We start from the raw sequence: 23,791 nt of genomic DNA, 5'->3' as shown, positions 1-23,791 counted from the left end.
TTGGGCATGAAAAAAGGCCGCGTCAAACGCGGCCTTTTGGGGTCTTAGTCGAAGTAAGATTACTTCTGCTTGATCCGGCCATCCAGATAGGGCGTGTAAGGCGCGTTTTCGGCCAGGTATTCTGCCGTTACATCGGCCAGATCAGGGCCAAAGTCATAGGCGTTCTTGTCGTCGCCCGAGAACATCTTGTAGCCGTCGCCGCCATTGCGGACATAGTTGTTGGTGACCACCAGATAAGTCGCGGCCGGATCGATGGGAACAAACCCGTCTCCGTCGGCAACCATGACCTCAGCGATACGCCCTTCGTTCGGTGCGACTGCCGGGTCCCAAGTGAAGGTCAGGCCAGCAACCTGCGGAAAGCGGCCTTTGACCTCTTCCACCTGGCTGACGCCGTTTTCCAGCGCATCGATGACGCCCTGGCCGCTGATCTCAAAGGTCGACAGCGTGTTCTGGAACGGCAGAACGGTCAGCACTTCGCCCATGGTCACGTCGCCCGGATCGATCGAAGCCCGCAGACCGCCCGAGTTGGCAATCGCAATCTTGACGCCCTGATCCGCAACCCGAGCCAGCATGGCGTCGGCTACAAGGTTGCCCATCTGGCATTCCTGAACGCGGCAAACAGCGCGGTCGCCTTCAATGGCATCGGCAGAGCTTGCAACCACCTTGTTGCGGATTTCATCCAATGGCACGGCCAGCTCGGCAATACGATCCAGAGCGGCCTGATCCTCGGTAACTGAGTTGTCCATGATCAGCGGCTCACCAGCAGCCGAGACCACGTTGCCGTCATCGTCAAAGGTCACATTCAGCTCACCCAGGAATTTGCCATAGGCATAGGCCTGAACAATCTGAACGCCGTTGACCACGGTCGGATACGGGCCAGCGGCCTTGTCCGACGTATTCGACAGATATGTGTTCGAGTGACCACCTACGATCACGTCAACTCCGGTGGTTTCCTGCGCAACGCGCTGATCCACACCGTAGCCCGAGTGGCTGAGAACGATGATCTTGTTAACCCCTTCACCGGTCAGCTTGTCCACCTCGGCCTGAACCGCAGGCACCGGGTCCGAGAACGAGATATTCGGACCGGGCGAGGCAAGCTCGTCAGTGTCGATTGGTGTCAGGCCGATCAGGCCGATCTTTTCGCCGCCAACTTCGATCACGGTCGATTTCTTGATTTTGTCGGTCAGCAACTCTTCGTCCGCAATATCCGCATTGGACATCAGAACAGGGAAATCGACCGAGTCGATAAAGCCGCGCAGAACCTCGGGGCCGTCGTCGAATTCGTGGTTACCCACTGTCATCGCGTTATAGCCCAGCTTGTTCATAAACTCGGCCGCGACCTTGCCCTTGTAATAAGTATAGAACAGCGATCCCTGAAACTGGTCTCCGCCATCAACCAGAATCGAGTTTTCGGCACGGCCACGTGCCTCCTCGACCGCAGTGACCAGGCGTGCGGAACCACCGAAACACTTGCCTTCGGCGTTGTCTTCATCACCGCAACCGCTGTCGTATTTGTTGATCGGCTCAAAACGCGAGTGGAAATCGTTGGTGTGCAGAATCGTCAGCTTGTACTCGGCAAATGCCATGCCTGCGGTCAGGCTGAGCGCGGCGGCAGATGTCAAAAGACGGGTGAGCATAGTTTAACTCCCTATTGTTAATTGCGGAGATGTTGCGACGCGCGACGCCGAGAGTCAAAGGGGGAAATCCGGCTTGATTCTACCCGTGGCCCGGTGCATCACGACCGCATGCTGATTTACAAAATTTTTAGGGCCGACGAATGGGCCACGTTACAGGCGCAAGGTGCATCGGATGGCGCGCCAATTGATGTCACTGACGGATATGTCCATTTCTCAACCGCCGAACAGGCCGCAGAAACAGCCGCCAAACATTTCGCCGGTGTCGAAGGTTTGACCCTGCTGGCTTGTGACGTTGATGCGATGGGCGACGACCTGAAATGGGAAGTCTCACGCGGTGACGCGTTGTTCCCGCATCTCTACCGGCAGATTCGTATGACCGATATCGTTTGGTCGCACCCCCTCCCCTTTGATGGAACGGTTCACCAATTTCCGAAGGAAATGAAATGACCGATTTTGTCGATCCGGAGCGTGCCCAATTTGAGGCCTTCAAGGACCTCGATCGGAACCACCCGATCGAAATGCTGAACCTGGTTAAGTTTCGTACCGATGCTGCGTATCCCGCAGGGCACAAACTTGCCGATGCCGGCCTGACCGGCGCGCAGGCCTATCGCAACTACGGCTCGGAAACAGCACCGATCATTGCCCGCCTTGGTGCCTCGATCCTATGGCGCGGCGAGTTTGAAACAACGCTGATCGGCCCGCAGGACGAAGACTGGGACGCTGTGTTCATCGCCCGTTATCCGTCTGCGAACGCGTTCTTGGAAATGGTGACGGACCCTGCATATCAAAAAGCCGTGGTGCACCGGCAAGCCGCGGTCATGACCTCTCGGCTAATAAGATGCGCCCCTGCCCAAGTCGGAGAGGCATTCGGATGAAACTGACGGAAAAACTGGGCCTGGCAGCCCTGCACCGCTTGGATCCAGAGACTGCACACAGCCTGTCGATCAAGGCGCTAAAAGCCGGTTTAGCTCCTGCGCCGGGTCCAGTGACGTCGCCTCGGCTGCGCACTCAATTTGCGGGATTGGATTTGCCAAACCCCGTGGGACTGGCCGCTGGGTTTGATAAGAACGGCGAGGTACTTAGGCCGCTGTCCCGCGCCGGTTTCGGGTTTATTGAGGTTGGCGCCGTGACGCCGCGCCCACAGCCCGGTAATCCAAAACCCCGCCTGTTCCGCCTGACCGAAGACATGGCCGCCATCAACCGGTTCGGTTTCAATAACGAAGGCATGGAGGTCATGGCCCGCCGTTTGGCTGACCGTCCAAAGGACGCGGTGATCGGCCTGAACCTGGGTGCCAACAAGGACAGTGATGACCGCGCAGGTGATTTCGCAAAAGTTCTGGCTCATTGCGCCGCGCATTTGGATTTTGCAACGGTCAATGTCTCATCCCCGAATACGGAAAAGCTGCGGGATCTGCAGGGCAAGGCGGCACTTTCTGCCCTGTTAAGCGGCGTGATTGAAACCCGCAACGCTCTGCCCCGTCCGCTGCCGATCTTTCTGAAGATTGCCCCCGACCTGACCGAGACCGAATTGCAGGACATCGCCAAAGTGGCCCGCGAAACCGGCGTCGATGCAGTGATTGCAACCAACACCACCCTGTCACGGGATGGCCTGCGAAGTGCCCATAAGGGCCAAGCGGGCGGGCTGTCCGGCGCACCTGTGTTCCAGAAATCAACCCACGTGCTGGCGCAGCTCAGCCAACTGACCGACGGGAAAATCCCGCTGATCGGCGTTGGCGGGATCGGGTCAGCAAAGCAGGCATACGCCAAGATTTGCGCCGGGGCATCAGCCGTACAGTTCTATACTGCTATGGTCTACGGCGGCATTTCGCTGGCAGCAGAGATTGCCCAAGGTCTGGATGACCTGCTGAAGCAGGACGGTTTCACGTCGGTCGATCAGGCCGTTGGCAGCAAAAGAGAGGACTGGCTGTGATCAAATATTGGCACAACCCGCGCTGTTCGAAATCCCGCGCCGGACTTGCATTGCTGGAAGAAAACGGTGCGACGGTCGAAATTCGGAAGTATCTGGAGGATGCGCCGTCAGTCGAAGAGTTGCGCGCAGTGCTGTCCCAATTGGGAGTTCCGGCCATCGAGATGATACGGACGGGCGAAAAGCGCTTCAAAGAACTGGGGCTGACGAAAACGACACCAGACGATGACTTGATTCAAGCGATGGTGGAAAACCCCATCCTGATCGAACGTCCTCTGGCCGTGGCCAGCAATAAGGCCGCGATCGGTCGTCCGCCCGAAAACCTGCTGTCGCTGCTTTAGGCGATCTGCGCTTCCAGCTTAGGGTAACGCCATCCCAACGTGACCCCGCGCACGATGTTCAGGACCATCAGCGCGGCCCAAAGCCCATGGTTGCCGAACGTCGGCACCAGCAGGAACAGGGCCACTACATAGATCGCGACGGACTGGATCATCGCCTGCCGCATGGCGCGGGTCCAGGTCGCCCCGATATAGATACCGTCGAACATCCAGCTGGCTACGCCGATCACCGGCGCAAGGGCCGCCCAGAGCAGAAACTCCCGCGCGGCAATCCGTACTTCCGGTGAGGTTGACATCAGATCAATCAGGGATGGTCCGGTTAAAAAGAACACAAGCCCCAGGGCAAACGCACCTCCGACACCCCATTGCGAGGCCATGATCGACGCGCGCCGGACCTGAGCGCGGTCTCTCGCCCCGACCGCGCTGCCCACCAGAGCCTCTGCGGAAAAGGCGAAACCATCCAAGGCAAAGGCGGTGATCTCAAGGAATTGCAGCAGCACCTGATTTGCTGCCAGATTGACGTCCCCCAGATCGGAACCAACAAACAAAAAAGTGGTAAACGCACCGGTCAAAAGCACCGAACGCACCATGATGTCGCCGTTCACCTGCATCATTCGGCGCAGACGCGCAGGGTCAAAGATCCTGGGCCAGTCGCGCCATTGATTTCCTGCAAACGCGTCGCGGCACAACCAGAAACCCAGCGCCAGCCCGGTCCATTCGGCGATCAGCGTCGCGATCGCGACACCTTCGACGCCCCAGCCAAGGCCAAGAACAAACCAAAGATCCAGAACGATGTTCAGCCCGTTCATCCAGATCTGCAAAACGAACACACCCTTGGTGCGCTCTACCGCGATCAGCCAACCTGTCACGGCAAAAAGCGCGATCGTAGCCGGAGCCCCCCAGATACGGATCTCCAGATAGGCGCGGGTCAGAGATTCAACCTCTGGACTGGCTGGAGACAGGGCGAACGCCCCCCAGAACAACCAGACCTGCGTCAGTATAAAGAACAGACCCGCCGCGCCGCCCAGCAACAGCCCGCGCATCAGCAAGGCTCCGGTTTCCGCCGTGTCCCCTGCACCACGTGCCTGGGCAGCAAGACCGGTTGTCCCCATACGTAGGAACCCGAACACCCAGTAGATGGTGGCCAGAATAACGGCACCCATGCCGACAGCGCCTATCGGGGCCGCCTGCCCCAACTGCCCCACAACACCAGTGTCCACCGCCCCCAGTATAGGCACCGTCGCATTGGACAATACGATCGGCGCTGCAATCCGGAGCACCCGCTTATGCGTAATGGGTGCCGAAGCGTCCTGCATAGCGTTCTATTTTCCGTCAGTAGTGGGCTGTGGCATCAGGAAATGCCCGGAAGCCTGTGCAAAGAGCTTCGCGTGATTGTCTTGCCAGGCCTCGACCCTGACAGAGGCATAGCGACGCCCGGCCCGGCTGATGAATGCGCGCGCATAGGCATCACGCGGCAGGCCTGACCGCAGATAGTCGACGGTGAAATCGACGGTCTTTGGGAAACGTACCGTTTCACAGTTGGCGATATCACTGGCATTCAGTTCCCCGCTTTCGATCTTGGGCAGCAAGAACTCCCAACTCAGCGTGATGACAGCCGTGACTTCTAGAAACGCCGCCGTGACGCCGCCATGCAATGCGGGCAGTAACGGGTTGCCGATCAGTTTCTGGTCGAAGTTCAACACGCCAGTCAGTTCATCACCGCGGCGATCAAAGCCGATGTCGAGGAACCGGATGTAGGGCACACCTTCGACTATAGCGTTCAGCGCCGCATCCCGGCGTTGTTTTACGACCTGGACGGGTTCGGGGCGAGTACGCGCCATTACAAACCCTCCACCGTGAATGACCCTGCCGCTGTGGCCACCGGAAGACCTTCGTCTTCGTCCATCGCCGTCGCGCGCACAAAGGCGACGTTCCGTGTGATGTGGTAGCATGTCGCCTGGGTCGTTATCGTCTGTCCCGGTGTTGCCGCCCGCATGTAGTCGATCCTCAGGTCAATCGTCGCCGTACCGCCGGGAGCCGACGGATGGCTCATGACGGCGGCACCACAACAGGTGTCCAATGCGGCAAAAACAGCGCCGCCATGAATCACCCCGGTGCGCGGATCGCCAACAAGCTCTTTGCTGTACGGCATTGTAATACCCGCTTCACCATTTCCGATTGAGGTCAGCTTCAGACCCAACGCTTTTGCATGCGGGATCGCCTCGATGAATTGGCGCGCAATTGCGGCTTTGTCGACCATGTACTTGAATCCGTTCTCTTGGTTCATCCCTTTATGAGCCCGTGTCCGCCAAAAGAGCAAGCCCGCCGGTTGCGCTTGCGGCTGACAGAACATAGGCTGCGCCAGAGGAGATCAGGAATGTCCGACAACCGTTTGTCATTCAAAGAGATGTGCGCCGAGTACGATGTGACTCCACGTACCCTGCGCTACTATGAATACATTGAATTGCTGCAACCTGACCGGGAAGGCAGATCGCGTTTTTATGGTCCGCGAGAATGCGCGCGCATGACTTTGATCCTGCGTGGCCGCAAGTATGGATTTTCGCTGGAAGATATCCGCCAGTGGCTGCTGATCTATGAAAATGAGGGCAACGAGGTCCAGATGCGCGCTTTTGTCGACGTCGCGGACAAGCAGATCGTCGAACTGAACCAGCAACGGCAGCAACTGGACGAGGCGATTGATGCCCTGACCGAGATGCGCGACCAGACGGCCAAATCGCTCGAGTGATTCCGTCGACGCGCCATGGCGCTCCAGAAAAAGAAACGACTCTCGCTAAGTTCGTCCATGCCTTAGGGCGTGCCGGGTCGCTCTTTTGGTTTTTGAACCCCCAAATTCCGTTACGTTAAATTCGAAAAAGTCGGAAATCCGCGACTTGACGCGTGTGGAAGTTACGTAAACTTATTTTGTGACGCAGCGTTCACATTACGTGAACGTCATCTACGTGTTGTAACGTGCGCATCGACTGCGCAACTGACTTTCATTGACGCCAGTGACGAGAGTGCTGAAACCATGACCGAAGATCTGATGACCATCCGAGAAATGTGCGAGACATATGATGTCACGCCCCGCACGTTGCGGTTTTACGAGGCCAAAGAGCTTTTGTTTCCGATCCGTGAAGGTCAGAAACGGCTGTTCACCAAAAGTGATCGTGCCCGCCTGAAACTCATCCTGCGCGGCAAGCGCTTTGGGTTCAGCCTTGAAGAAATACGCCAGCTTCTGGACCTTTACCATGTCGGCGACCAACAGATGACTCAGATATCACGCACCTATGAAATTGCGTGCGAGCGCCTGGAAGATATGGAAGCGCGCCGTGAGGAACTGACCCAGGCGATCGACGATCTGAAAGAACAGTTGCGCTGGGGCGAGAAAGTCATCGCCTCGGTCAAACAAGACAAAAAGGCTGCCGAGTAACCCCCTCGCCTGCCTACCACCCGGACATATGAATTAAAGGGAGCTTCACATGCCCGTCTACAACGCGCCAACCAAAGATACGCAGTTCATTCTGCACGATGTACTGAAAATCTCGGACTCCGACGTTCCGGGGTACAACGAGCTTGAAGCCGAATTCACAGGCGCCGTTCTGGAAGAAGCAGGCAAAGTGGCCACCAATGTTCTGCACCCGCTGAACGTGGTTGGGGACACCGAAGGATGCCGATTGGAAAACGGTATCGTATACACGCCCACCGGGTTCAAAGACGCTTTTGAGCAGATGAAAGAAGGTGGCTGGACTGGCCTCGACATGCCGGAAGAGTATGGCGGTCAGAACATGCCATACGTCCTGGGCACCGCCGTTGGCGAGATGTTCTCGGCTGCGAACCAGGCATTCGTGATGTATCAGGGCCTGACGCACGGCGCGGCGTCAGCGATCCTGGCGCACGGAACCGACGAACAGAAAGACAAATACCTGCCCAATATGGTCAGCTGCGAGTGGACCGGCACCATGAACCTGACGGAACCGCATTGCGGCACCGATCTGGGCCTGATGCGCACCAAAGCAGAACCGCAGAGCGATGGCAGCTATAAGATTTCGGGCCAAAAGATATTTATCTCGTCCGGCGATCACGACATGGCTGACAACATCATCCACCTGGTGTTGGCCAAGATCCCCGGCGGCCCCGAAGGCATCAAGGGCGTCTCCCTGTTCATCGTGCCCAAGTTCATCGTCAATGAAGATGGTACGCCGGGCGAGCGTAACGGTGTCTCGGTCGGCAAGATCGAAGAGAAGATGGGTATCCACGGCAACTCGACCTGCGTCATGAACTATGACGAAGCCACAGGCTGGCTGCTGGGCGAAGAGCACAAAGGCATGCGTGCCATGTTCACCATGATGAACGAAGCGCGTCTGGGTGTAGGCATGCAAGGTCTGTCTCAGGCAGAGGCCGCGTACCAGAATGCCGTCGAATACGCCAAAGACCGCCTGCAGGGCCGTGACGTGACCGGTGTTAAGAACCCGGACGGGCCAGCTGATCCGCTGATCGTGCACCCGGACATCCGCCGCAACCTGATGGATCAGAAAAGCTTCACCGAAGGTGCGCGTGCGTTCATCCTGTGGGGCGCGACCATGATCGACAAAGCACACCGGTCAAACGACAAAGATGCGGACGGGCTGATCTCGCTGCTGACACCGGTTATCAAAGGCTTCCTGACCGATCAGGGCTATGACATGACCGTTCAGGCACAGCAGGTCTATGGCGGCCATGGCTACATCGAAGAATGGGGCATGTCGCAATACACCCGCGACGCACGCATTGCGATGATCTACGAAGGCGCCAACGGCGTTCAGGCGTTGGACCTTGTCGGTCGTAAGCTGGCGCAAGACGGCGGCAAGCACGTCATGGCGTTCTTCGACATGGTCAAGACCTTCTGCAAAGACAACGCTGGTAAAGACGAAGCCTATGACAAGGCCTTCATCGAACCGCTGAAGGCTGCGTCCAAAGACCTGCAGGCCGCTGGCATGTACTTCATGCAGGAAGGCATGAAGAACCCGAACAACGCTCTGTCCGGTTCTTATGATTTCATGCACATGTTCGGCCATGTCTGCCTGGGCCTGATGTGGGCGCAGATGGCCAAAGCCGCGCAAGAAGCGCTGGACGGTGGTGCGTCGGACAAAGAGTTCTACGAGACCAAGATCAACACCGGCCGTTTCTACATGGCCCGCCGCCTGCCTGCTACAGGCATGCATCTGGCACGCATCCAGACGGGCGCGGACACGGTCATGGCTCTGGACGCGGCGAGCTTCTGATCTCAGTCTGGGTCCGGGTGACAGTGCCCGGACCCTGCTTACCGGAGGAACCATATGCCAAAGCGTTTTCGACTAACCCGCCGCTTTCCCGTAGCAATGACCGAAGACGGGTATCGCAAGCTCAAGGCGTTCGCGCGTGATGCTGGATTGGACGAAGGAGAGGCGCTGTCGTTTCTGTTCGAGAATTTCAACAGCGTGATCAACGAGGACAACCTGACCCACCGCCTGCGTATTTTCAATTCCGAGTTGGATGACCGCAAGCGTTAAACGTTACAGCCACCTTCACTCAGGTGGGCGTGTTTTCAGAAAGCCAAACCCCAATGGCGCTTAGCCTTATGGTTCGTCTTTCTCGAAATACGCGAAATTCGACTTCGCACCATGCGCCTTGGGAGGGGCGATCACATGACAATCATGCTTCATTGCTTCGGAGAAAGCGGAAACAGTTATAAGGCTGCGCTGGCGCTAGAAATGTCCGGGCTGGAGTGGGAACCGGTCTTTGTCGACTTTTTCAAAGGTGTAACTCGCACGCCCGAGTTTCGCGCCGAAGTGAATGAAATGGGCGAAGCACCTGTCCTGATCGACGGTGATTTCCGCACAAGCCAGTCTGGCGCCATTCAGACCTATGTGACTGAGAAGTCAGGTAAGTTCGGCGGCAAGAACCGGGAAGAGAATTACGATGTTCTGCGCTGGGTGCTGTGGGATAATCACAAACTCAGCTCGATGGCCGGCCTGACCCGCTTCCTGATCAATTTCCTCCCGGAACAGCACCGCAATCCCGATGTGATCGCTTTCAATCAAGGGCGCCTGAAGGCCGCTTACCAAGTGTTGAACGATCATCTGAACGGCCGCGACTGGATTGTTGGCGACGATGTCACGAATGCCGATCTCAGCTGCTGCAGCTATCTGTATTATCCCGAACCATTCGGCTTTGACCGCGTCGACTGGCCCCATATCGACGCCTGGCTGTCTCGCTTGTCCGAGCAGCCTGGCTGGAAACACCCCTATGACCTGATGCCCGGCAACCCGTCGGATCGAGCTTGAGGAGAAGACCCATGACCGAAGCTTATATTTATGACGCCCTGCGCACCCCGCGCGGCAAGGGCCGCAAGGATGGCAGCCTGCACGAGGTAACCTCGGTGCGCCTGTCCGCCCTGACCCTGAACGCGATGAAAGAGCGTAACAACCTCGAAGGCCACGCCGTAGAAGACGTGATCTGGGGCAACGTCACGCAAGTGATGGAACAAGGCGGCTGTCTGGCACGCTCGGCGGTTCTGGCCTCTGATCTGGATCAGTCGATCCCCGGTCTGGCGATCAACCGTTTCTGCGCTTCCGGCATGGAAGCTGTGAACCTCGCGGCGAACCAGGTCAAAGGCGGCGCAGGTGAGGCTTACATCGCAGGTGGCGTCGAAATGATGGGCCGTGTGGCAATGGGCAGCGACGGTGCAGCGATCGCGGTTGACCCTTCGCTGGCGATGGAGACCTACTTCGTGCCGCAGGGTATCTCGGCCGACATTATCGCGACCGAATATGGCTTTAGCCGTGACGACGCCGACGCGTTGGCGATGGAATCGCAGCGCCGAGCCGCGGAAGCATGGGCAGACAACCGTTTTGATAAATCGGTTATCACCATCAAGGATCAGAACGGCCTGACCATTCTGGACCGCGACGAATACATGCGCCCCGGCACTGACATGCAAAGCCTTGGTGGCCTGAACCCGGCCTTCCAGATGATGGGCGAACAGATGCCCGGCTTCGACAAGGTGGCCATGCTGAAATACCCGCATCTGGAAAAGATCAACCACATCCACCACGCGGGCAACAGCTCGGGCATTGTGGATGGTGCGGCGGCTGTTCTGATCGGCAACAAGGAATTCGGCGAGAAATACGGCCTCAAGCCCCGCGCCCGCATCAAGGCAACCGCCAAGATCGGAACTGACCCGACCATCATGTTGACCGGTCCGGTTCCTGTGACCGAGAAGATCCTGGCCGACAATGGCATGAAGATCGGCGATCTGGACCTGTTCGAAGTCAACGAAGCCTTCGCCTCGGTCGTGCTGCGCTTCCAGCAGGCGTTCGACGTCGACCCGGCGTTGGTCAACGTGAACGGCGGCTCGATTGCGATGGGTCACCCGCTGGGCGCAACGGGCGCGATGATCATCGGCACGTTGCTGGATGAGTTGGAGCGTCAGGACAAGGAAACCGGTCTGGCGACGCTCTGCATTGCATCCGGCATGGGTGCAGCAACCATTATCGAGCGGGTCTGATGCCCAAGCTGGATCTCTCTCAGATTCCGTTCAAGGGCGGCTCGGCCTATCCCGGCAAGCTGGCTGAAGCGACCGCAGGTCGTTTCGTTCAGCGTGTGGGCGATTCAGGCGGGCTGTCCCAATACGGGGTCAACGTCGTGCGGTTGGAACCGCAGGGCATGTCTTCACTGCGCCATTACCATATGGAGCAGGACGAATTTGCCATCATGCTCAGCGGCACCTGCGTGCTGATCGATGACGATGGTGAGCATGAGATGCAGCCCGGCGACTGCGCCGCTTGGCCCGCAGGTGAGGCCAACGGCCACCACCTTGTGAACAAAACCGATGCGCCCGCAACCTTTCTGGTGGTGGGCACACGGACCCCGACCGAGACCGGCTATTACAGCGACATAGACATGATGGTGAAGGATGATGAGAACGGATTCTCCTTCACCCGCAAGGATGGCAGCCCGTTGACGGCTGACCAGATTGGAGATGACAATGACTGATTTCACTCTGAGCAAAGACGCAGACGGCGTCGCCACAATCACCTGGGATGTGCCCGGGAAAACCATGAACGTGATGTCCTTTGACGGGCTGGCACAGCTGAGCGATCTGGTCGATCAGGCGCTGGCTGACGACGACGTCAAAGGCATCATCATCACCTCGGGTAAGGAAGGGTCCTTCGCTGGTGGCATGGACCTGAACCTGTTGGCAGTGATGAAGGAACAGGCGGGCGACAACCCGGCAAAAGGCTTGTTCGAGGGCACAATGCAGATGCACGCACTGCTGCGCAAGATCGAGATGGCGGGCATGGACCCCAAGACCAAGAAGGGCGGCAAGCCGATTGCCACCGTTCTGCCTGGCACTGCCGCAGGCATTGGCATGGAACTGCCGCTGTCCACGCATCGCATCTTTGCGGCCGAAAACCCCAAGGCCAAATATGGCCTGCCCGAGATCATGGTCGGCATCTTCCCCGGCGCGGGTGGCACCACCCGGATGGTCCGCAAGGTTGGCGCGATTGCGGCGGCTCCGCTGCTGCTGGAAGGCAAAATGCTGGACGTCAAGAAAGCCAAGGGCGCGGGTTATATTGACGAGGTCGCAGCCGACCCGAAGGCCGCAGCCAAGGAATGGGTGCTGAACGCCAAGGACGCAGACATCATCAAACCGTGGGATGCGAAGGGCTATAAGATGCCCGGCGGCGCGCCTTACCACCCTGCTGGTTTCATGAACTTCGTTGGTGCATCGGCGATGGTAAACGGCAAGACCCAAGGCGCCTTCCCTGCGGCCAAGGCTCTGCTGAGCGCGGTTTACGAAGGTGCGCTGGTCGATTTCGACACCGCCCTGAAGATCGAGGCGCGTTGGTTCACCTCTGTCCTGATGAACCCCTCTTCGGGTGCGATGATCCGGTCGCTGTTCCTGAACAAGGAAGCGTTGGAAAAAGGTGCCGTGCGTCCTGCCGGTGTTCCCGATCAGTCGGTCAAGAAGATCGGCGTACTGGGCGCAGGCATGATGGGTGCCGGTATCGCGCTGGTGTCGGCCCAGGCCGGGATGGAAGTGGTTCTCGTGGACCGCGACCAGGAAGCTGCGGACAAAGGCAAAGCCTATACCGAGAGCTATCTCGACAAGGGCCTGAAGCGCGGCAAAGTCACGGCTGAGAAGAAAGAGGCCATGCTGGCCCGCATCACCGCGACCCCGGATCTGGACAACCTCAAAGGATGCGATCTGATCATCGAAGCCGTCTTCGAAGACGTGGGCGTCAAGGCCGAGATGACCAAGAAGGTCGAGGCGATCATCCCCGAGGATTGCATCTTTGCCTCGAACACGTCGACCCTGCCGATCACCGATCTGGCCAAAGCATCCGTGCGCCCGGATCAGTTCATCGGCATCCACTTCTTTTCGCCGGTCGAGAAAATGTTCTTGGTCGAGATTATCAAGGGCAAGGAAACCGGTGATCGCGCGGTGGCCAAGGCGCTGGACTATGTCCGCCAGATCCGCAAGACGCCGATCGTGGTCAACGATGCGCGCTTCTTTTACGCCAACCGTTGCATCATTCCCTATATCAACGAAGGTCTGCGCATGATCACCGAGGGCGTCAGCCCAGTATTGATCGACAACGCCGCGCGTCAGTTGGGCTTCCCCGTTGGGCCGATCCAGCTGAACGATGAGACCTCGATTGATCTGGGGGCCAAAATTGCTCGTGCGACCAAAGCCGCGATGGGTAATGCCTATCCGGATAACCCCGGCGATGATCTGATCTTCTGGATGGAGGAAGAGGGTCGTCTGGGACGCAAGGCAAACGCAGGTTTCTTCGACTATGACGAAAAGGGCAAGCGCACCGAGTACTGGAAGGGTCTGCAGGAGAAATACCCGCATGCCGAGGACCAGCCTGATCTGATCGAAGTTCAGGAACGTCTGATGTTCGCACAGGTTCTGGAAGCGGTCCGCGCGCTGGAAGAAGGCGTTCTGGAGGACATCCGCGAGGGCGACGTGGGCGCGATCCTTGGTTGGGGCTTTGCACCATGGTCGGGTGGTCCGCTCAGCTGGCTGGACATCATCGGCACGCCCTATGCCGCCGAGCGTTGCGACCAGTTGGCTGCGCAGTATGGCGAACGCTTCGCCTGCCCGCCGCTGCTGCGTGAGATGGCTGAGAAAGGCCAAAGCTTCTATGGCCGCTTTGACCCCGAAGCAAAAGCTGCCTAAAAAAATAGACGCTGGTGCGGGTTACCGCGCCAGCGTCATTCATTAATCAATAGCTTAAAATAATTAGAATATCGGTGCAGGCCGCCCCGGCCGACCAGGACGTCGCGCACCCATGACAGGCCGCGCTGGAAAAATCGGGTTCTGCATGATCGGAGCCGGTAATGCGCCCAGTGAATTCGCAAGAACAGCAATGTCCCTGCTATGCGCGACCATGTCGATCAGGTCTTCGGTCCGATCAGCATCGACCACCTTGTATGAGGCGTTCGCGGGCCGGCTGTTCGACCCAAAGCGGCCCGCAGGACAAAAGGCGCGCAAACCACCCTCGATATAGATCACTTCGTCTTGCTCAAAGAACAACGAACAAACCTCAAACAGCAATGAGGGCGCGCTGGACGAAAGTCGAAACGTTCCACTGAGAACCCGCGCAGGCACCACAGGCATGCTGATCGGCAGCGTGATCGGACCCTGGCTCAGCTTGGTGTTGTCCAACGCCACGCCCTGCTCTGGCATCAACCAGACCGGATCGCCGTTATACAAAGTGTTCGATGGCACACGGACAGGTAAGTTTTCCGACCTGGACTCGCTGGCAGCGATTGCTATGCAATCCGTCGCAACCCGCGAGACTGCCCTGAACCCGTTGTCCATCGTGCGGATCAGATCGCCTGCTTGCAGTCCTTCAACAGGCTGCCAACCGCGATCCGTCGCAATCTTAGTTCCGTGGACAAAACCACCCCGACGCGCGTTCAGCGAAATCGCAGGATTGTCCTGCACTTCCCGGTTCGGAACGGCCTCATAACTCAAAACACTCTGTACATTTAACACGTGTCGCACCCATTTCTGACACAAAAACAACTACTCATAACGACTAGCACGACTTAACCATGGGCGACTTAATTCAGACACATTGCCGCCCAATTTGCGCTCTTAAAGCCGTGAAAAACAACAATTCTTTAAACAACACTGCGCAATTGGTAAAAATTGGCAGATTTTTGGAAACTATAATTTACACCAGCGGTCATCCGTGCCGCCGAATCTGTCTGAGCCCGTCGGCTGAAATCGGGCAGGTCGTGTTACACCCATCGGTATCCGGTCTGAATGATCCCCGATTGCCCACCCAAAACAAATGGCTGGCCTCAGGATAAGGCTAAACCGGTTCTGGCCGGGCAGCCTCGCGCCCTGCTCGCCATCCCAACAGGGTACCTGCGATTGCAATCAAGCCAATCCCGCCAATCTGCATCGGCCCGATCGCCTGCCCGAAAGCCGCAAAGGCAAAGAGCGGACCAAAAATCATGACCGAGTACTCAAAGACCGCGACATAGGACGGCTCGCCCACCTGATAGGCCTTGATCAACATGAAGACGGCAATCGTGGAACCAACCGCCTGTATTGCGATCCACGGCAATGCAGGTTGCATCTGCCAGACCCAACCCCGCGCGGCGAAGCCGTCGGGACCATCCGGCGCGGCCACCGGAAACAGCTCAAGTACCAGAAGGCCAATCGCCCCGGCCGATCCCAGCGTGATGATCATCGCAGCCAGCAGCGCCACGGTGCTTTCACCGGAACAATGGCTGCGCGTGATAACGGCACTCAGCGCGTAGAACAGACCCCCGGCGACCGGCAACAGGCTGCGAGTATCGAAATCGTAGGGGTCAAGCTGCAGCACGCACAGAATTCCCGCAAACCCCAGTAGAACCGCAACAATACGCCAAGGGCCAATCCGCTGCTTCATTGCCAGGGCCGAGATCAAAAGGACAAAAATCGGCGATGTGAACAACCCGGCCAGCGCCTGCGCAATCGGCATGACCGCAAGCGATGCGAAATAGAACAACATGGCCAGGGTGATCAGTATGCTGCGCAGAATCACCGGGCCAAATCGTTTCGGGCGCATTCTGCCCAGCCCCAATAGCGATAGACCGAAGATCAGCGGCAACATTAGCAACGCGCGGCTCAGGTGGAATTGCCACAGGCCAACCGTTTCCGCCAACAGGATCACCACATTGTCGATCACCCCGATGATCGCCATGGCGCTGATCATCAGCACCGATGCCAGTATCGGTGAGGTCTGAGTGTCCGCCTGCATCTTTCGCCTCGGTAAAATGGTGGGGCACGACAGGACAACCCTGCACGTGTCGTTGTATCCAGCACATTTATCGCAGATGGCGCAACTGGTTTGCGCCCTTTGAATTTACCATGTTAAGCTGGGGCAAAATAATAACGAGCAAACCTCACCTTGATGACGGCTCTGAAACAGTACCAACGGATCGAAGCCACCGGTCTGTGGCGCCCCTCGCCCGACGTGCAGCGGCGCGAGGTTGTGGTGTCGATTGGCGAAGCAACGCTGACGATTTCTGATTTCAACGACCGGGCACTGACGCACTGGTCGCTGGCAGCTTTGGAGCGGCAGAATCCCGGAAGCTATCCAGCCATCTTCAACCCGGACGGCGACCCCGACGAAACGCTGGAGCTGGAAGAAACAGAGACCACGATGATCGCGGCGATCGACCGTTTGCAAAAGGCAATTGATCGGTCGCGCCCGCATCCCGGACGGTTGCGTTGGCTTAGTGTTGCGGGTGTGATTGCTGCAGTTGCCGCATTATTGCTGCTTTGGGTTCCAGCCGCGCTGCAAAACCACGTCGTTTCTGTTGTCCCCGAGATTAAGCGATACGATATCGGGGATGCGATCCTGCACCGGATTGAACGGGTTTCTGGTGTCTCGTGCACCTCAGAGGATGCGCAGGCTGCGTTGGACCAACTGGCAGCCCGAACCGGCGTGCGAGAGGTCGTTATTCTGCCCGCGGGGGTACAAACAAGCCTCGGCCTGCCTGGTGGGATCATTCTGCTGAACCGCTCATTGGTCGAAGATCACGAGGACCCATCCATCGCTGCCGGTTACATCATCGCCGAACGCGCGCGAGCCACCGCACAAGACCCATTGGACGAGGTGCTGGATCGAACTGGCCCAACCACGGCGTTCCGCCTGCTGACAACCGGAGAGCTGACGCCGGAAATCGTTGACGCTTATACCGAACAGGTCTTGTCAGAACCGCGCCCAACTTTGTCCGATCAAGCTTTGCTAGAGGTATTCGCCCAGGCGGCGCTGCCTTCAACGCCATATGCCTATGCTGTGGATGTCACGGGGGAAGACACTCTGGGCCTGATCGAGGCGGACCCGATGGCCGGGCGCCCTCTATCACAAGTGCTGCCGGACCGCGATTGGGTCCGGCTGCAGAATATCTGTGGCGAGTAAGCCGGTTACTTGGTGCCGAACATCCGGTCGCCAGCATCGCCCAACCCAGGCATGATATACCCTTTCGAGTTCAACTCGCGATCCAGCGACGCCGTGACGATGTTCACGTCAGGATGCGCCTCTTTCATGCGGGCGACGCCTTCGGGCGCGGCCAGCAGGCAGAGGAAACGGATATCGGTCGCCCCGGCTTCTTTCAGCAAATCAATCGCCGCAGCCGAGCTGTTGCCGGTTGCCAGCATCGGATCAACCGCGATGACCAGCCGATCCTTCAGACCTTCAGGCGCTTTGAAGTAGTATTGCACAGGCTTCAGGGTTTCTTCGTCGCGGTACAGCCCGACAAACCCGACACGGGCCGAGGGGACCAGTTCCAGCACCCCGTCCAACATTCCGTTTCCGGCACGCAGGATCGACACCAGAGCCAGTTTTTTACCCGCCAGAATGGGGGCGTCCATTTCCTCCATTGGTGTTTCAATGTGGCGGGTGGTCAGCTTGAGTTCGCGCGTGACCTCATAGGCCAACAGCAGGGTGATCTCGCGCAACAGCTGGCGGAACACGGCGGTCGAGGTGCCCTTGTCCCGCATGAGCGTCAGTTTGTGCTGCACCAGCGGGTGGTCAACGACGGTCAGGTGTTCGCTCATGTTCTCTCCAGTCTTTTCTTCACCCGTTCGCGGGTGTCATCATCGCAGAAGGCCGCGTTCAGGGCTATGTCGTTCAGGGCCGCAAAATCCTCGGCGTCCCAGCCAAAGGCCTGATGCAGCATCTCATATTCGCGCCGCATGGTGGTATGGAAAAACGGCGGATCGTCGGTGGAAACTGTGACGTTTACACCCTGATCGCGCAACCGGGCAATCGGATGTGCCGCAAAATCTGGGAACAGGCCCAGAACCACGTTGGAACCGGGGCAGACTTCAAGCGTGACTTCGCGGTCAACAAGTTCCCGGATCAGATCGTCGTCCTCAATGGCCCGCACGCCGTGGCCAACCCGTTCGACACCGAGGTCTCGAACAGCATCGCGTACGCTTTCGGGGCCGCCGAATTCTCCGGCATGGGTGGTCAGGCGCAGCCCAGCTTCGCGGGCGCAGTCAAAGGCCCATTTGTAGTCGCCCTGCGTCCCGACGCCCTCATTGCCGCCCATTCCAAACCCAGTGATCCAGTCACCGGCGGTTTCTGCTGCGCAATAGGCGCTTTGTTTCGCCTGTTCGGGTCCGAAATGCCGGACGCACGTGACAACGCCGCGCAAAGTGATATCGAACTTGCGCTCGGCTTCGTCCGCCGCGTCCTGAATGGCGTTCAGATAGTCACGCCAGGCGTGCACATCCCCGCCGCCGCAGAAATCTGGACTGAGGAAGGTTTCCGAGTAGACCACCCCATTCGCAGCGCTTTCCTCTAGAATGGCCAAAGTCAGGCGACGGAAATCCTCGGGCGATTTAAGTACTTCGCAGGCGGCCTCGTAGACACTGAGAAAGTGGGCGAAGTCGCGGAAGTCATAACTTCCGTCCGGTTTGAAAATTCCGCTCAGGTCTATACGCTTTTCATGCGCTAGCTGGCGGATGAAATCAGGCGGCGCTGCACCTTCATGGTGCAGGTGCAACTCGATTTTGGGTAGGTCTGCGACGGTCATAGAAAACTCTTCCCCGGTCCTTGTGCCGGAATGTTCAGATGGTGTGCGATACTTGCGGCGACATCGGCAAAATCGACGGCCCCGATTTGGCCCGTGCCTTGCTCCGCGATCAAAACGGGCACCTGTTCGCGCGTGTGGTCGGTGCCGATCCAACTGGGATCATTGCCGTGATCAGCGGTCAGCAACATCATATCACCAGGGCGCAGCTTATTCAGAATCTTTCCAATTTCACGGTCGAACCATTCCAAGGCGCTGGCATAGCCGCTGATATCGCGGCGATGGCCATAGAGGCTGTCGAACTCAACGAAATTGGCAAAGGTCAGGCTACCCTCTTCGGCCATATCGACCAGATCAGACAGGTGACCCATCAACTCAGCATCCGAGCCTTTACGCAACGTGTCGATTCCTTGCATCGAGAAGATGTCGCCGATCTTGCCTACCGCGTAGACGCGACGCCCCGCATCCTGCACCCAATTGGTCAGGACCGGCGCGGGGGGAAGTATGGCGAAGTCCTTGCGGTTAGTGGTACGGGTGAAGCCCTCTTTGACTGAGCCTACAAAGGGTCGCGCAATGACGCGGCCTACTTTCATCTCATGCAAACGCGGAGCAAGCGCCTTGCACATATTCAGGAGACGGTCCAGGCCAAAGCTTTCCTCATGCGCGGCGATCTGGAAAACGCTGTCGGCCGAAGTATAGCAGATCGGCCAGCCGGTCCGCATATGCTCGGCCCCCAATTCGGCAATGATGGTCGTGCCCGAGGCGTGGCAGTCGCCCAGTATATCGTCTGTACTGGCCGCCTCAGCCGCAGCGCGACGCAATTCGGCAGGGAAAGCAGGCGCCGTGTCCGGGAAATAGTGCCAATCCCACGGCACCGGCAATCCGGCCAGCTCCCAATGGCCCGAAGGCGTATCCTTGCCCGGCGAATACTCGCGTGCGCTGCCCCAGAGCCCAGCCGGCTCGGCATCCAATCCCGGTGTTGCGGCCCCCGATGCCAACCGCGTTGCAGCCCCAAGCCCAAGCGCATCTAAGCTTGGCAGGTGCAGCGGACCTGAGCGCCCCTTTTCGGCGCGCCCCTCGGCACAGGCCTGTGCAATATGCGCCAGCGTATTTGCGCCAGTATCCGGTATCTCGCCATTGAAGAACCGATCGGCATCCGGCGCACCCCCGATACCGACCGAGTCCATCACCACCAAGAACGCGCGGGTCACGGCGTGATCCTTTCGTGGATGAGTATAGGTTCCATCGGGGCGTCGTCACTAATTGTAATCGCCTTCAAAACGGCATCTGCGGCCTGTCGCGCAGCGTCTTCGCGCGCGGCATGAACCACGGCCAGTGGTGCACCCTTCTCGACTTTGTCGCCCAGACGAACGATGCCGGACAACCCAACCGCCGGGTCGATCACGTCATCTTCGACCTGTCGTCCGCCGCCCAGTGCAACAACGGTCAAGCCCAGCGCTTCGCCGTCAATCGCAGTAACGTGTCCATTGGTCGGTGCTGTGACCTCAAGGATCACGCTGGCCTCTGGAAGGTAGCGGGACCAGTTGTCGACGAACTGCAAAGGCGCGCCCACAGCCGCCATCATGCGCCCAAAGCGTTCAGCCGCGCGACCATCGCGGATGACATCTGTGATCTTGTCGCGCCCTTCCTCGGCGGTTGCAAACATCCCCGCATCCACCAGCAGAACTCCACCCAACTCGGCCGAAATTTCAGCAAGGGGCGCGTAATGGTCTTTCGTCATGACTTTCATCACCTCAGCCACCTCTAGTGCATTGCCCAGCGCAGGAGCCAAAGGTTGGTGCATATCGGTGATCACAGCCGAGGTCCGGCAACCTGCCGCATTCGCAGTTTCCGACAGGGCGCGCGCCAAGTTGCGCGCGTCGTCCAGCGTTTTCATGAACGCCCCGCTGCCGACTTTGACGTCCAGTACCAAAGCCTCGGGGCTGGCGGCCAGTTTCTTGGACAAGATCGAGGCTGTGATCAGGTCCAGGCTTTCAACGGTCGCCGTCACATCACGGATCGCATAAAGGCGCTTGTCTGCCGGGGCGATCTGCCCCGTAGCCCCGACAATGGCCGCGCCCGTTTCCCGCAGAATTTGTGTCAGCCGCTCCTGACCGATCTGGGTGCTGACGCCGGGAATGGCCTCAAGCTTGTCCAGGGTACCGCCAGTATGACCCAGACCCCGTCCCGAGATCATGGGGACATACGCCCCCATCTCAGCCAGTGCAGGGGCGAGTACGAGGCTTACACTGTCTCCCACCCCACCGGTCGAGTGTTTGTCAATTACCGGGCCATCGAAATCCCAGCTGAGCACGTGACCGCTGTCGCGCATGGCGATCGTCAGATCGGCGCGCCCTTTGGTGCCTAACCCGCCCATGCAGACGGCCATGGCAAAAGCGCCCGCTTGGGCGTCGCTGACACCACCATCGGCCAGTCCTTGCGCGAACCAGTTCAGCTCATCTCCGGTCGGCACCTCGTTCCGGCGCAGTTTTGCAATGATCGAACGGGCGTCCATTGGATCAGACGTCCTCCATGTGCGAGGCGTCGAAAGCGCCCGGCAGCAATTGTCCAATCGTGGTTACAAACTCGGCGCCATCCACGGTCGCCAGCGTCACCTTGACGTCCCGCTTGCCAAATTCGGCCAGCTTTTGCCGGCAACCGCCACAGGGCGAAACCGGTTGCGGACTTGAGGCAACAACATAGACCTCGGACAATTCCTGTTCGCCCGCAGCGACCATCGCAGCGATAGCCCCGGCCTCGGCACAGGTGCCCTCGGGATAGGCCACGTTTTCCACGTTGCAACCCGCGTGGACCTCGCCGGATGCGGACCGGATCGCCGCCCCAACCTTAAAGTTGGAATAAGGCGCATAGGCTTTTTCCCGAACAGACAGTGCTGCATCTTTCAAAGTCATGGCGATTCCCCGTTTTTGATCAACTGGTCAGAAAATCATACCCTAAAGGAAAGAGCCCAAGGAGTTGAACCCCCGCGCGCAAGATTCCTGGACTAAAATCCTCTTAGCCCAGCTTGGTATTGAAGATCCCCGGAAGCGTAACCTCAAGCAATTCGACATCATCGGAAGGTTCGGACAGTTTTGTCCGCATGCCAGGCGGGATCACGAACGCATCCCCTTGTTCCAAACGGAACGGATCGCGCCCTTCACCTTCCAGAGTCACCTCACCCGTCATGACGAAGGTAAAATGGATATCCGTGTCATGCGTCGCCCAGACCGGTTCACCCTGCCCTTTTCGTACGACCTGCACGCCTGCAACACCTTTGGTATTCTCGGCAATCGTCGTGTCGCGACAGATGTATCCTGGCAGGCGAAATGGTCCCCACGCTGAATTCTCGGCTTTGTTATAGACAAAACGCTGCCCTTGCCATTCGCGGTCCGGGCGGAAATTCGGCGTAGGCAGGTCCATCTCGTGGTCGATTTCGGTGACATGTTCGGCGGGAACACCGATTTCGATCACCTGAACATTATCCGAGGCTTCAAGAACCCGGTGGCGGATTTCTGGGGGTTGGATAAAGCAATCCCCAGCTGTCAGGCGCATTTTGTCGCCCTGATCCTCGTAGACGACGTCGACCCAACCATGAATGCAGAAAATCAGTTGAAACCCGACCTTGTGGAAATGCACCATATCCGGCACCGGGCCCCCATCGGGTATACGGATATGGCTGGCGATGATCGATCCACCTAGCCGATCCGGTACCAGATCGCGGTAATGCATCCCTGCCCGCCCGATGATCCATGGGGCCTGATCCTTGAGCCTGCGCACCACGAAGGAATGCACCGTTTCGGGCATCACCATTGGCGGGTTCAACTCGTCAATTTCAACACGCGTACCATTGGGCGCAACCAGAGTGCGCTGTCCGTTTGCAAAACCGTCAGGATCGTCTGTCAGGATACAGATTGTGCCTGCCGCCTCGGGCGCGTCTTTTTCGATCCGAAGGCGCAACCCGTGGCCGGAAAACACGGCAACACGCGGGTCGTCGGCGGGATAGATCATATCCATCCTCATGCCGAGGGTCTTTGTGAAAAACGGGATGTCGTCGCGCAGCTCGCCTGTCGGCAGACGGATTTCAGCGCGTGTCTGGCAGTTGTTTCTGGTTGAGGTCATTCAGCGTCTCTTCGGCATCGGATTTTGGCCATCCGATCAGAACAGAAGCCAAAATGCCAATCGAAAAGAACATCTCAAGCGTTTCTTCCAGAACAAAGAGCCGCACTGTCATAAGTGTGGACAGATCTGCCTGGCAAATTCCGGAAACTTCCTCGAGCAGCTGAGCGGTTACCGCCAGCAATCCCGCCAGCACGAAAATCACGAAAAAAGGCGCCCGTCGCTTTACCGCCTGCCAAGCCGCCGGGGCTCCATGCCATAGGGCACCTCCGATCACGATGACGGCCAGAACCACCCGGAACAGCGTCATATCAAGCAAATTATCCAAACCGTTCAGGACCCAATATGGCAGGCTGTCAACTGGATAGATTTCCGCCTCAAGCTCTCTTTCCGTCAGCAATAGACAGACCAGCGCGATGTAAAGACGGGTTATGCCGGGATAGCGCCAGAGCGCAGCCAGGCCCGCGACAAACAGCGCAGCGGCCGAGATCGTTTCGAACAATCCGCCCTCTTCGTTCAGAGCAAGGGCTTGAACCGGCCAGATACCGACGGCGGCAAGGACAAGGATGGCGATCAGCAAAACCGATATGTAAACGGCGCGATCCGGACCAACAACAACCTGGTCCGCCGGGAAGGCGGTCCCGGCCTGAAATTCATCTTTATAGCTCATTTATGGCTTTCAGTGCTCGACAGGTCTAGGT

26 protein-coding genes are annotated in these 23,791 nt (G+C 58.3%); 13 read left to right on the top strand and 13 right to left on the bottom strand.

The annotated features are described in order from the left end of the window. Nucleotides 1–59 precede the first annotated feature (59 nt). Nucleotides 60–1,637, bottom strand: a complete 1,578-nt coding sequence (locus tag AC2FJF_RS14990; protein ID WP_496726106.1) for a bifunctional metallophosphatase/5'-nucleotidase — start codon at nucleotides 1,635–1,637, stop codon at nucleotides 60–62. A gap of 108 nt (nucleotides 1,638–1,745) precedes the next feature. Here AC2FJF_RS14990 and AC2FJF_RS14985 point away from each other — a divergent pair, with 108 nt between their 5' ends. The 4 genes from AC2FJF_RS14985 to arsC are packed head-to-tail and all read left to right on the top strand — an operon-like array spanning nucleotide 1,746 to nucleotide 3,905. Further along, nucleotides 1,746–2,084 (top strand): DUF952 domain-containing protein, encoded by a 339-nt coding sequence (locus AC2FJF_RS14985; RefSeq protein WP_496726105.1) that lies wholly within the window; start codon nucleotides 1,746–1,748, stop codon nucleotides 2,082–2,084. Further along, nucleotides 2,081–2,512: a DUF1330 domain-containing protein gene (locus AC2FJF_RS14980; protein WP_496726104.1), complete on the top strand. Its 432-nt coding sequence runs from the start codon at nucleotides 2,081–2,083 to the stop codon at nucleotides 2,510–2,512. The genes AC2FJF_RS14985 and AC2FJF_RS14980 overlap by 4 nt, the downstream gene beginning before the upstream one ends. Then, nucleotides 2,509–3,567, top strand: coding sequence for a quinone-dependent dihydroorotate dehydrogenase (locus AC2FJF_RS14975; RefSeq protein ID WP_496726103.1), 1,059 nt, complete (start codon nucleotides 2,509–2,511; stop codon nucleotides 3,565–3,567). The genes AC2FJF_RS14980 and AC2FJF_RS14975 overlap by 4 nt, the downstream gene beginning before the upstream one ends. Continuing rightward, on the top strand, nucleotides 3,564–3,905 hold the full coding sequence (gene arsC, locus AC2FJF_RS14970; protein ID WP_496726102.1) for an arsenate reductase (glutaredoxin): 342 nt from the start codon (nucleotides 3,564–3,566) through the stop codon (nucleotides 3,903–3,905). The genes AC2FJF_RS14975 and arsC overlap by 4 nt, the downstream gene beginning before the upstream one ends. Here arsC and AC2FJF_RS14965 read toward each other — a convergent pair. From AC2FJF_RS14965 to AC2FJF_RS14955, 3 genes are read right to left on the bottom strand one after another with little or no spacing between them, the layout of a single operon-like run. Next, complete coding sequence (locus AC2FJF_RS14965) at nucleotides 3,902–5,218, bottom strand: MATE family efflux transporter (RefSeq protein ID WP_496726101.1); 1,317 nt, start codon at nucleotides 5,216–5,218, stop codon at nucleotides 3,902–3,904. The genes arsC and AC2FJF_RS14965 overlap by 4 nt on opposite strands. A gap of 6 nt (nucleotides 5,219–5,224) precedes the next feature. After that, nucleotides 5,225–5,743 (bottom strand): PaaI family thioesterase, encoded by a 519-nt coding sequence (locus AC2FJF_RS14960; RefSeq protein ID WP_496726100.1) that lies wholly within the window; start codon nucleotides 5,741–5,743, stop codon nucleotides 5,225–5,227. Further along, a complete protein-coding gene (locus AC2FJF_RS14955) occupies nucleotides 5,743–6,162 on the bottom strand; it encodes a PaaI family thioesterase (protein ID WP_058274208.1) in 420 nt (139 codons plus the stop codon). The genes AC2FJF_RS14960 and AC2FJF_RS14955 overlap by 1 nt, the downstream gene beginning before the upstream one ends. 117 nt (nucleotides 6,163–6,279) lie before the next feature. On the opposite strand from AC2FJF_RS14955, the gene AC2FJF_RS14950 reads away from it, so the two are divergent. The 8 genes from AC2FJF_RS14950 (at nucleotide 6,280) to AC2FJF_RS14915 (ending at nucleotide 14,109) form a co-directional block, all read left to right on the top strand. After that, complete coding sequence (locus AC2FJF_RS14950) at nucleotides 6,280–6,648, top strand: MerR family transcriptional regulator (RefSeq protein ID WP_496726099.1); 369 nt, start codon at nucleotides 6,280–6,282, stop codon at nucleotides 6,646–6,648. Between the two features lie 282 nt (nucleotides 6,649–6,930). Next, nucleotides 6,931–7,332 (top strand): MerR family transcriptional regulator, encoded by a 402-nt coding sequence (locus AC2FJF_RS14945; RefSeq protein WP_058274210.1) that lies wholly within the window; start codon nucleotides 6,931–6,933, stop codon nucleotides 7,330–7,332. Nucleotides 7,333–7,381: 49 nt separating this feature from the next. Further along, nucleotides 7,382–9,163 (top strand): acyl-CoA dehydrogenase C-terminal domain-containing protein, encoded by a 1,782-nt coding sequence (locus tag AC2FJF_RS14940; RefSeq protein ID WP_496726098.1) that lies wholly within the window; start codon nucleotides 7,382–7,384, stop codon nucleotides 9,161–9,163. Between the two features lie 54 nt (nucleotides 9,164–9,217). After that, nucleotides 9,218–9,430: a hypothetical protein gene (locus AC2FJF_RS14935; protein WP_058274212.1), complete on the top strand. Its 213-nt coding sequence runs from the start codon at nucleotides 9,218–9,220 to the stop codon at nucleotides 9,428–9,430. Between the two features lie 135 nt (nucleotides 9,431–9,565). Next, the gene (locus AC2FJF_RS14930; RefSeq protein WP_496726097.1) at nucleotides 9,566–10,204 is read left to right on the top strand and encodes a glutathione S-transferase family protein; all 639 of its coding nucleotides are present in this window, start codon (nucleotides 9,566–9,568) and stop codon (nucleotides 10,202–10,204) included. Nucleotides 10,205–10,215: 11 nt separating this feature from the next. Then, nucleotides 10,216–11,427, top strand: a complete 1,212-nt coding sequence (locus AC2FJF_RS14925; protein WP_496726096.1) for an acetyl-CoA C-acetyltransferase — start codon at nucleotides 10,216–10,218, stop codon at nucleotides 11,425–11,427. Further along, on the top strand, nucleotides 11,427–11,915 hold the full coding sequence (locus tag AC2FJF_RS14920; protein WP_496726095.1) for a cupin domain-containing protein: 489 nt from the start codon (nucleotides 11,427–11,429) through the stop codon (nucleotides 11,913–11,915). The genes AC2FJF_RS14925 and AC2FJF_RS14920 overlap by 1 nt, the downstream gene beginning before the upstream one ends. Beyond that, on the top strand, nucleotides 11,908–14,109 hold the full coding sequence (locus AC2FJF_RS14915; protein ID WP_496726094.1) for a 3-hydroxyacyl-CoA dehydrogenase NAD-binding domain-containing protein: 2,202 nt from the start codon (nucleotides 11,908–11,910) through the stop codon (nucleotides 14,107–14,109). The genes AC2FJF_RS14920 and AC2FJF_RS14915 overlap by 8 nt, the downstream gene beginning before the upstream one ends. Nucleotides 14,110–14,172: 63 nt before the next feature. Here the strand turns inward: AC2FJF_RS14915 and AC2FJF_RS14910 are convergent, their stop codons facing one another. Continuing rightward, nucleotides 14,173–14,931, bottom strand: a complete 759-nt coding sequence (locus AC2FJF_RS14910; protein ID WP_496726093.1) for a Hint domain-containing protein — start codon at nucleotides 14,929–14,931, stop codon at nucleotides 14,173–14,175. Between the two features lie 322 nt (nucleotides 14,932–15,253). Continuing rightward, nucleotides 15,254–16,189 carry a DMT family transporter gene (locus AC2FJF_RS14905; RefSeq protein WP_496726092.1) on the bottom strand — a complete coding sequence of 312 codons (936 nt, stop codon included), beginning with the start codon at nucleotides 16,187–16,189 and terminating at the stop codon, nucleotides 15,254–15,256. 153 nt (nucleotides 16,190–16,342) lie between these two features. Here AC2FJF_RS14905 and AC2FJF_RS14900 point away from each other — a divergent pair, with 153 nt between their 5' ends. After that, the gene (locus AC2FJF_RS14900; RefSeq protein ID WP_496726091.1) at nucleotides 16,343–17,356 is read left to right on the top strand and encodes a hypothetical protein; all 1,014 of its coding nucleotides are present in this window, start codon (nucleotides 16,343–16,345) and stop codon (nucleotides 17,354–17,356) included. A 5-nt stretch (nucleotides 17,357–17,361) separates the two neighbouring features. On the opposite strand, the gene upp is transcribed toward AC2FJF_RS14900, so the two are convergent. From upp to AC2FJF_RS14865, 7 genes are all read right to left on the bottom strand, one after another. After that, on the bottom strand, nucleotides 17,362–17,994 hold the full coding sequence (gene upp / locus AC2FJF_RS14895; RefSeq protein WP_058274218.1) for a uracil phosphoribosyltransferase: 633 nt from the start codon (nucleotides 17,992–17,994) through the stop codon (nucleotides 17,362–17,364). Beyond that, entirely contained in the window at nucleotides 17,991–18,977 is a 987-nt protein-coding gene (locus AC2FJF_RS14890) for an adenosine deaminase (protein WP_496726090.1), read from the bottom strand. The genes upp and AC2FJF_RS14890 overlap by 4 nt, the downstream gene beginning before the upstream one ends. Next, nucleotides 18,974–20,185: a phosphopentomutase gene (locus tag AC2FJF_RS14885; protein ID WP_496726089.1), complete on the bottom strand. Its 1,212-nt coding sequence runs from the start codon at nucleotides 20,183–20,185 to the stop codon at nucleotides 18,974–18,976. Before AC2FJF_RS14885 ends, AC2FJF_RS14890 begins: the two co-directional genes overlap by 4 nt. Further along, the gene (locus AC2FJF_RS14880) at nucleotides 20,182–21,489 is read right to left on the bottom strand and encodes a thymidine phosphorylase (RefSeq protein WP_496726088.1); all 1,308 of its coding nucleotides are present in this window, start codon (nucleotides 21,487–21,489) and stop codon (nucleotides 20,182–20,184) included. Before AC2FJF_RS14880 ends, AC2FJF_RS14885 begins: the two co-directional genes overlap by 4 nt. 4 nt (nucleotides 21,490–21,493) lie before the next feature. Continuing rightward, nucleotides 21,494–21,886, bottom strand: a complete 393-nt coding sequence (locus AC2FJF_RS14875; protein ID WP_496726087.1) for a cytidine deaminase — start codon at nucleotides 21,884–21,886, stop codon at nucleotides 21,494–21,496. 103 nt (nucleotides 21,887–21,989) lie between these two features. Next, nucleotides 21,990–23,093 carry a cupin domain-containing protein gene (locus tag AC2FJF_RS14870; RefSeq protein WP_496726086.1) on the bottom strand — a complete coding sequence of 368 codons (1,104 nt, stop codon included), beginning with the start codon at nucleotides 23,091–23,093 and terminating at the stop codon, nucleotides 21,990–21,992. After that, nucleotides 23,056–23,760, bottom strand: a complete 705-nt coding sequence (locus AC2FJF_RS14865) for a hypothetical protein (protein WP_496726085.1) — start codon at nucleotides 23,758–23,760, stop codon at nucleotides 23,056–23,058. Before AC2FJF_RS14865 ends, AC2FJF_RS14870 begins: the two co-directional genes overlap by 38 nt. Nucleotides 23,761–23,791: the final 31 nt, after the last annotated feature.

It is taken from the genome of Ruegeria sp. CDSB013 (assembly GCF_059611165.1).
This window is presented reverse-complemented; position numbering and strand designations above follow the sequence as displayed.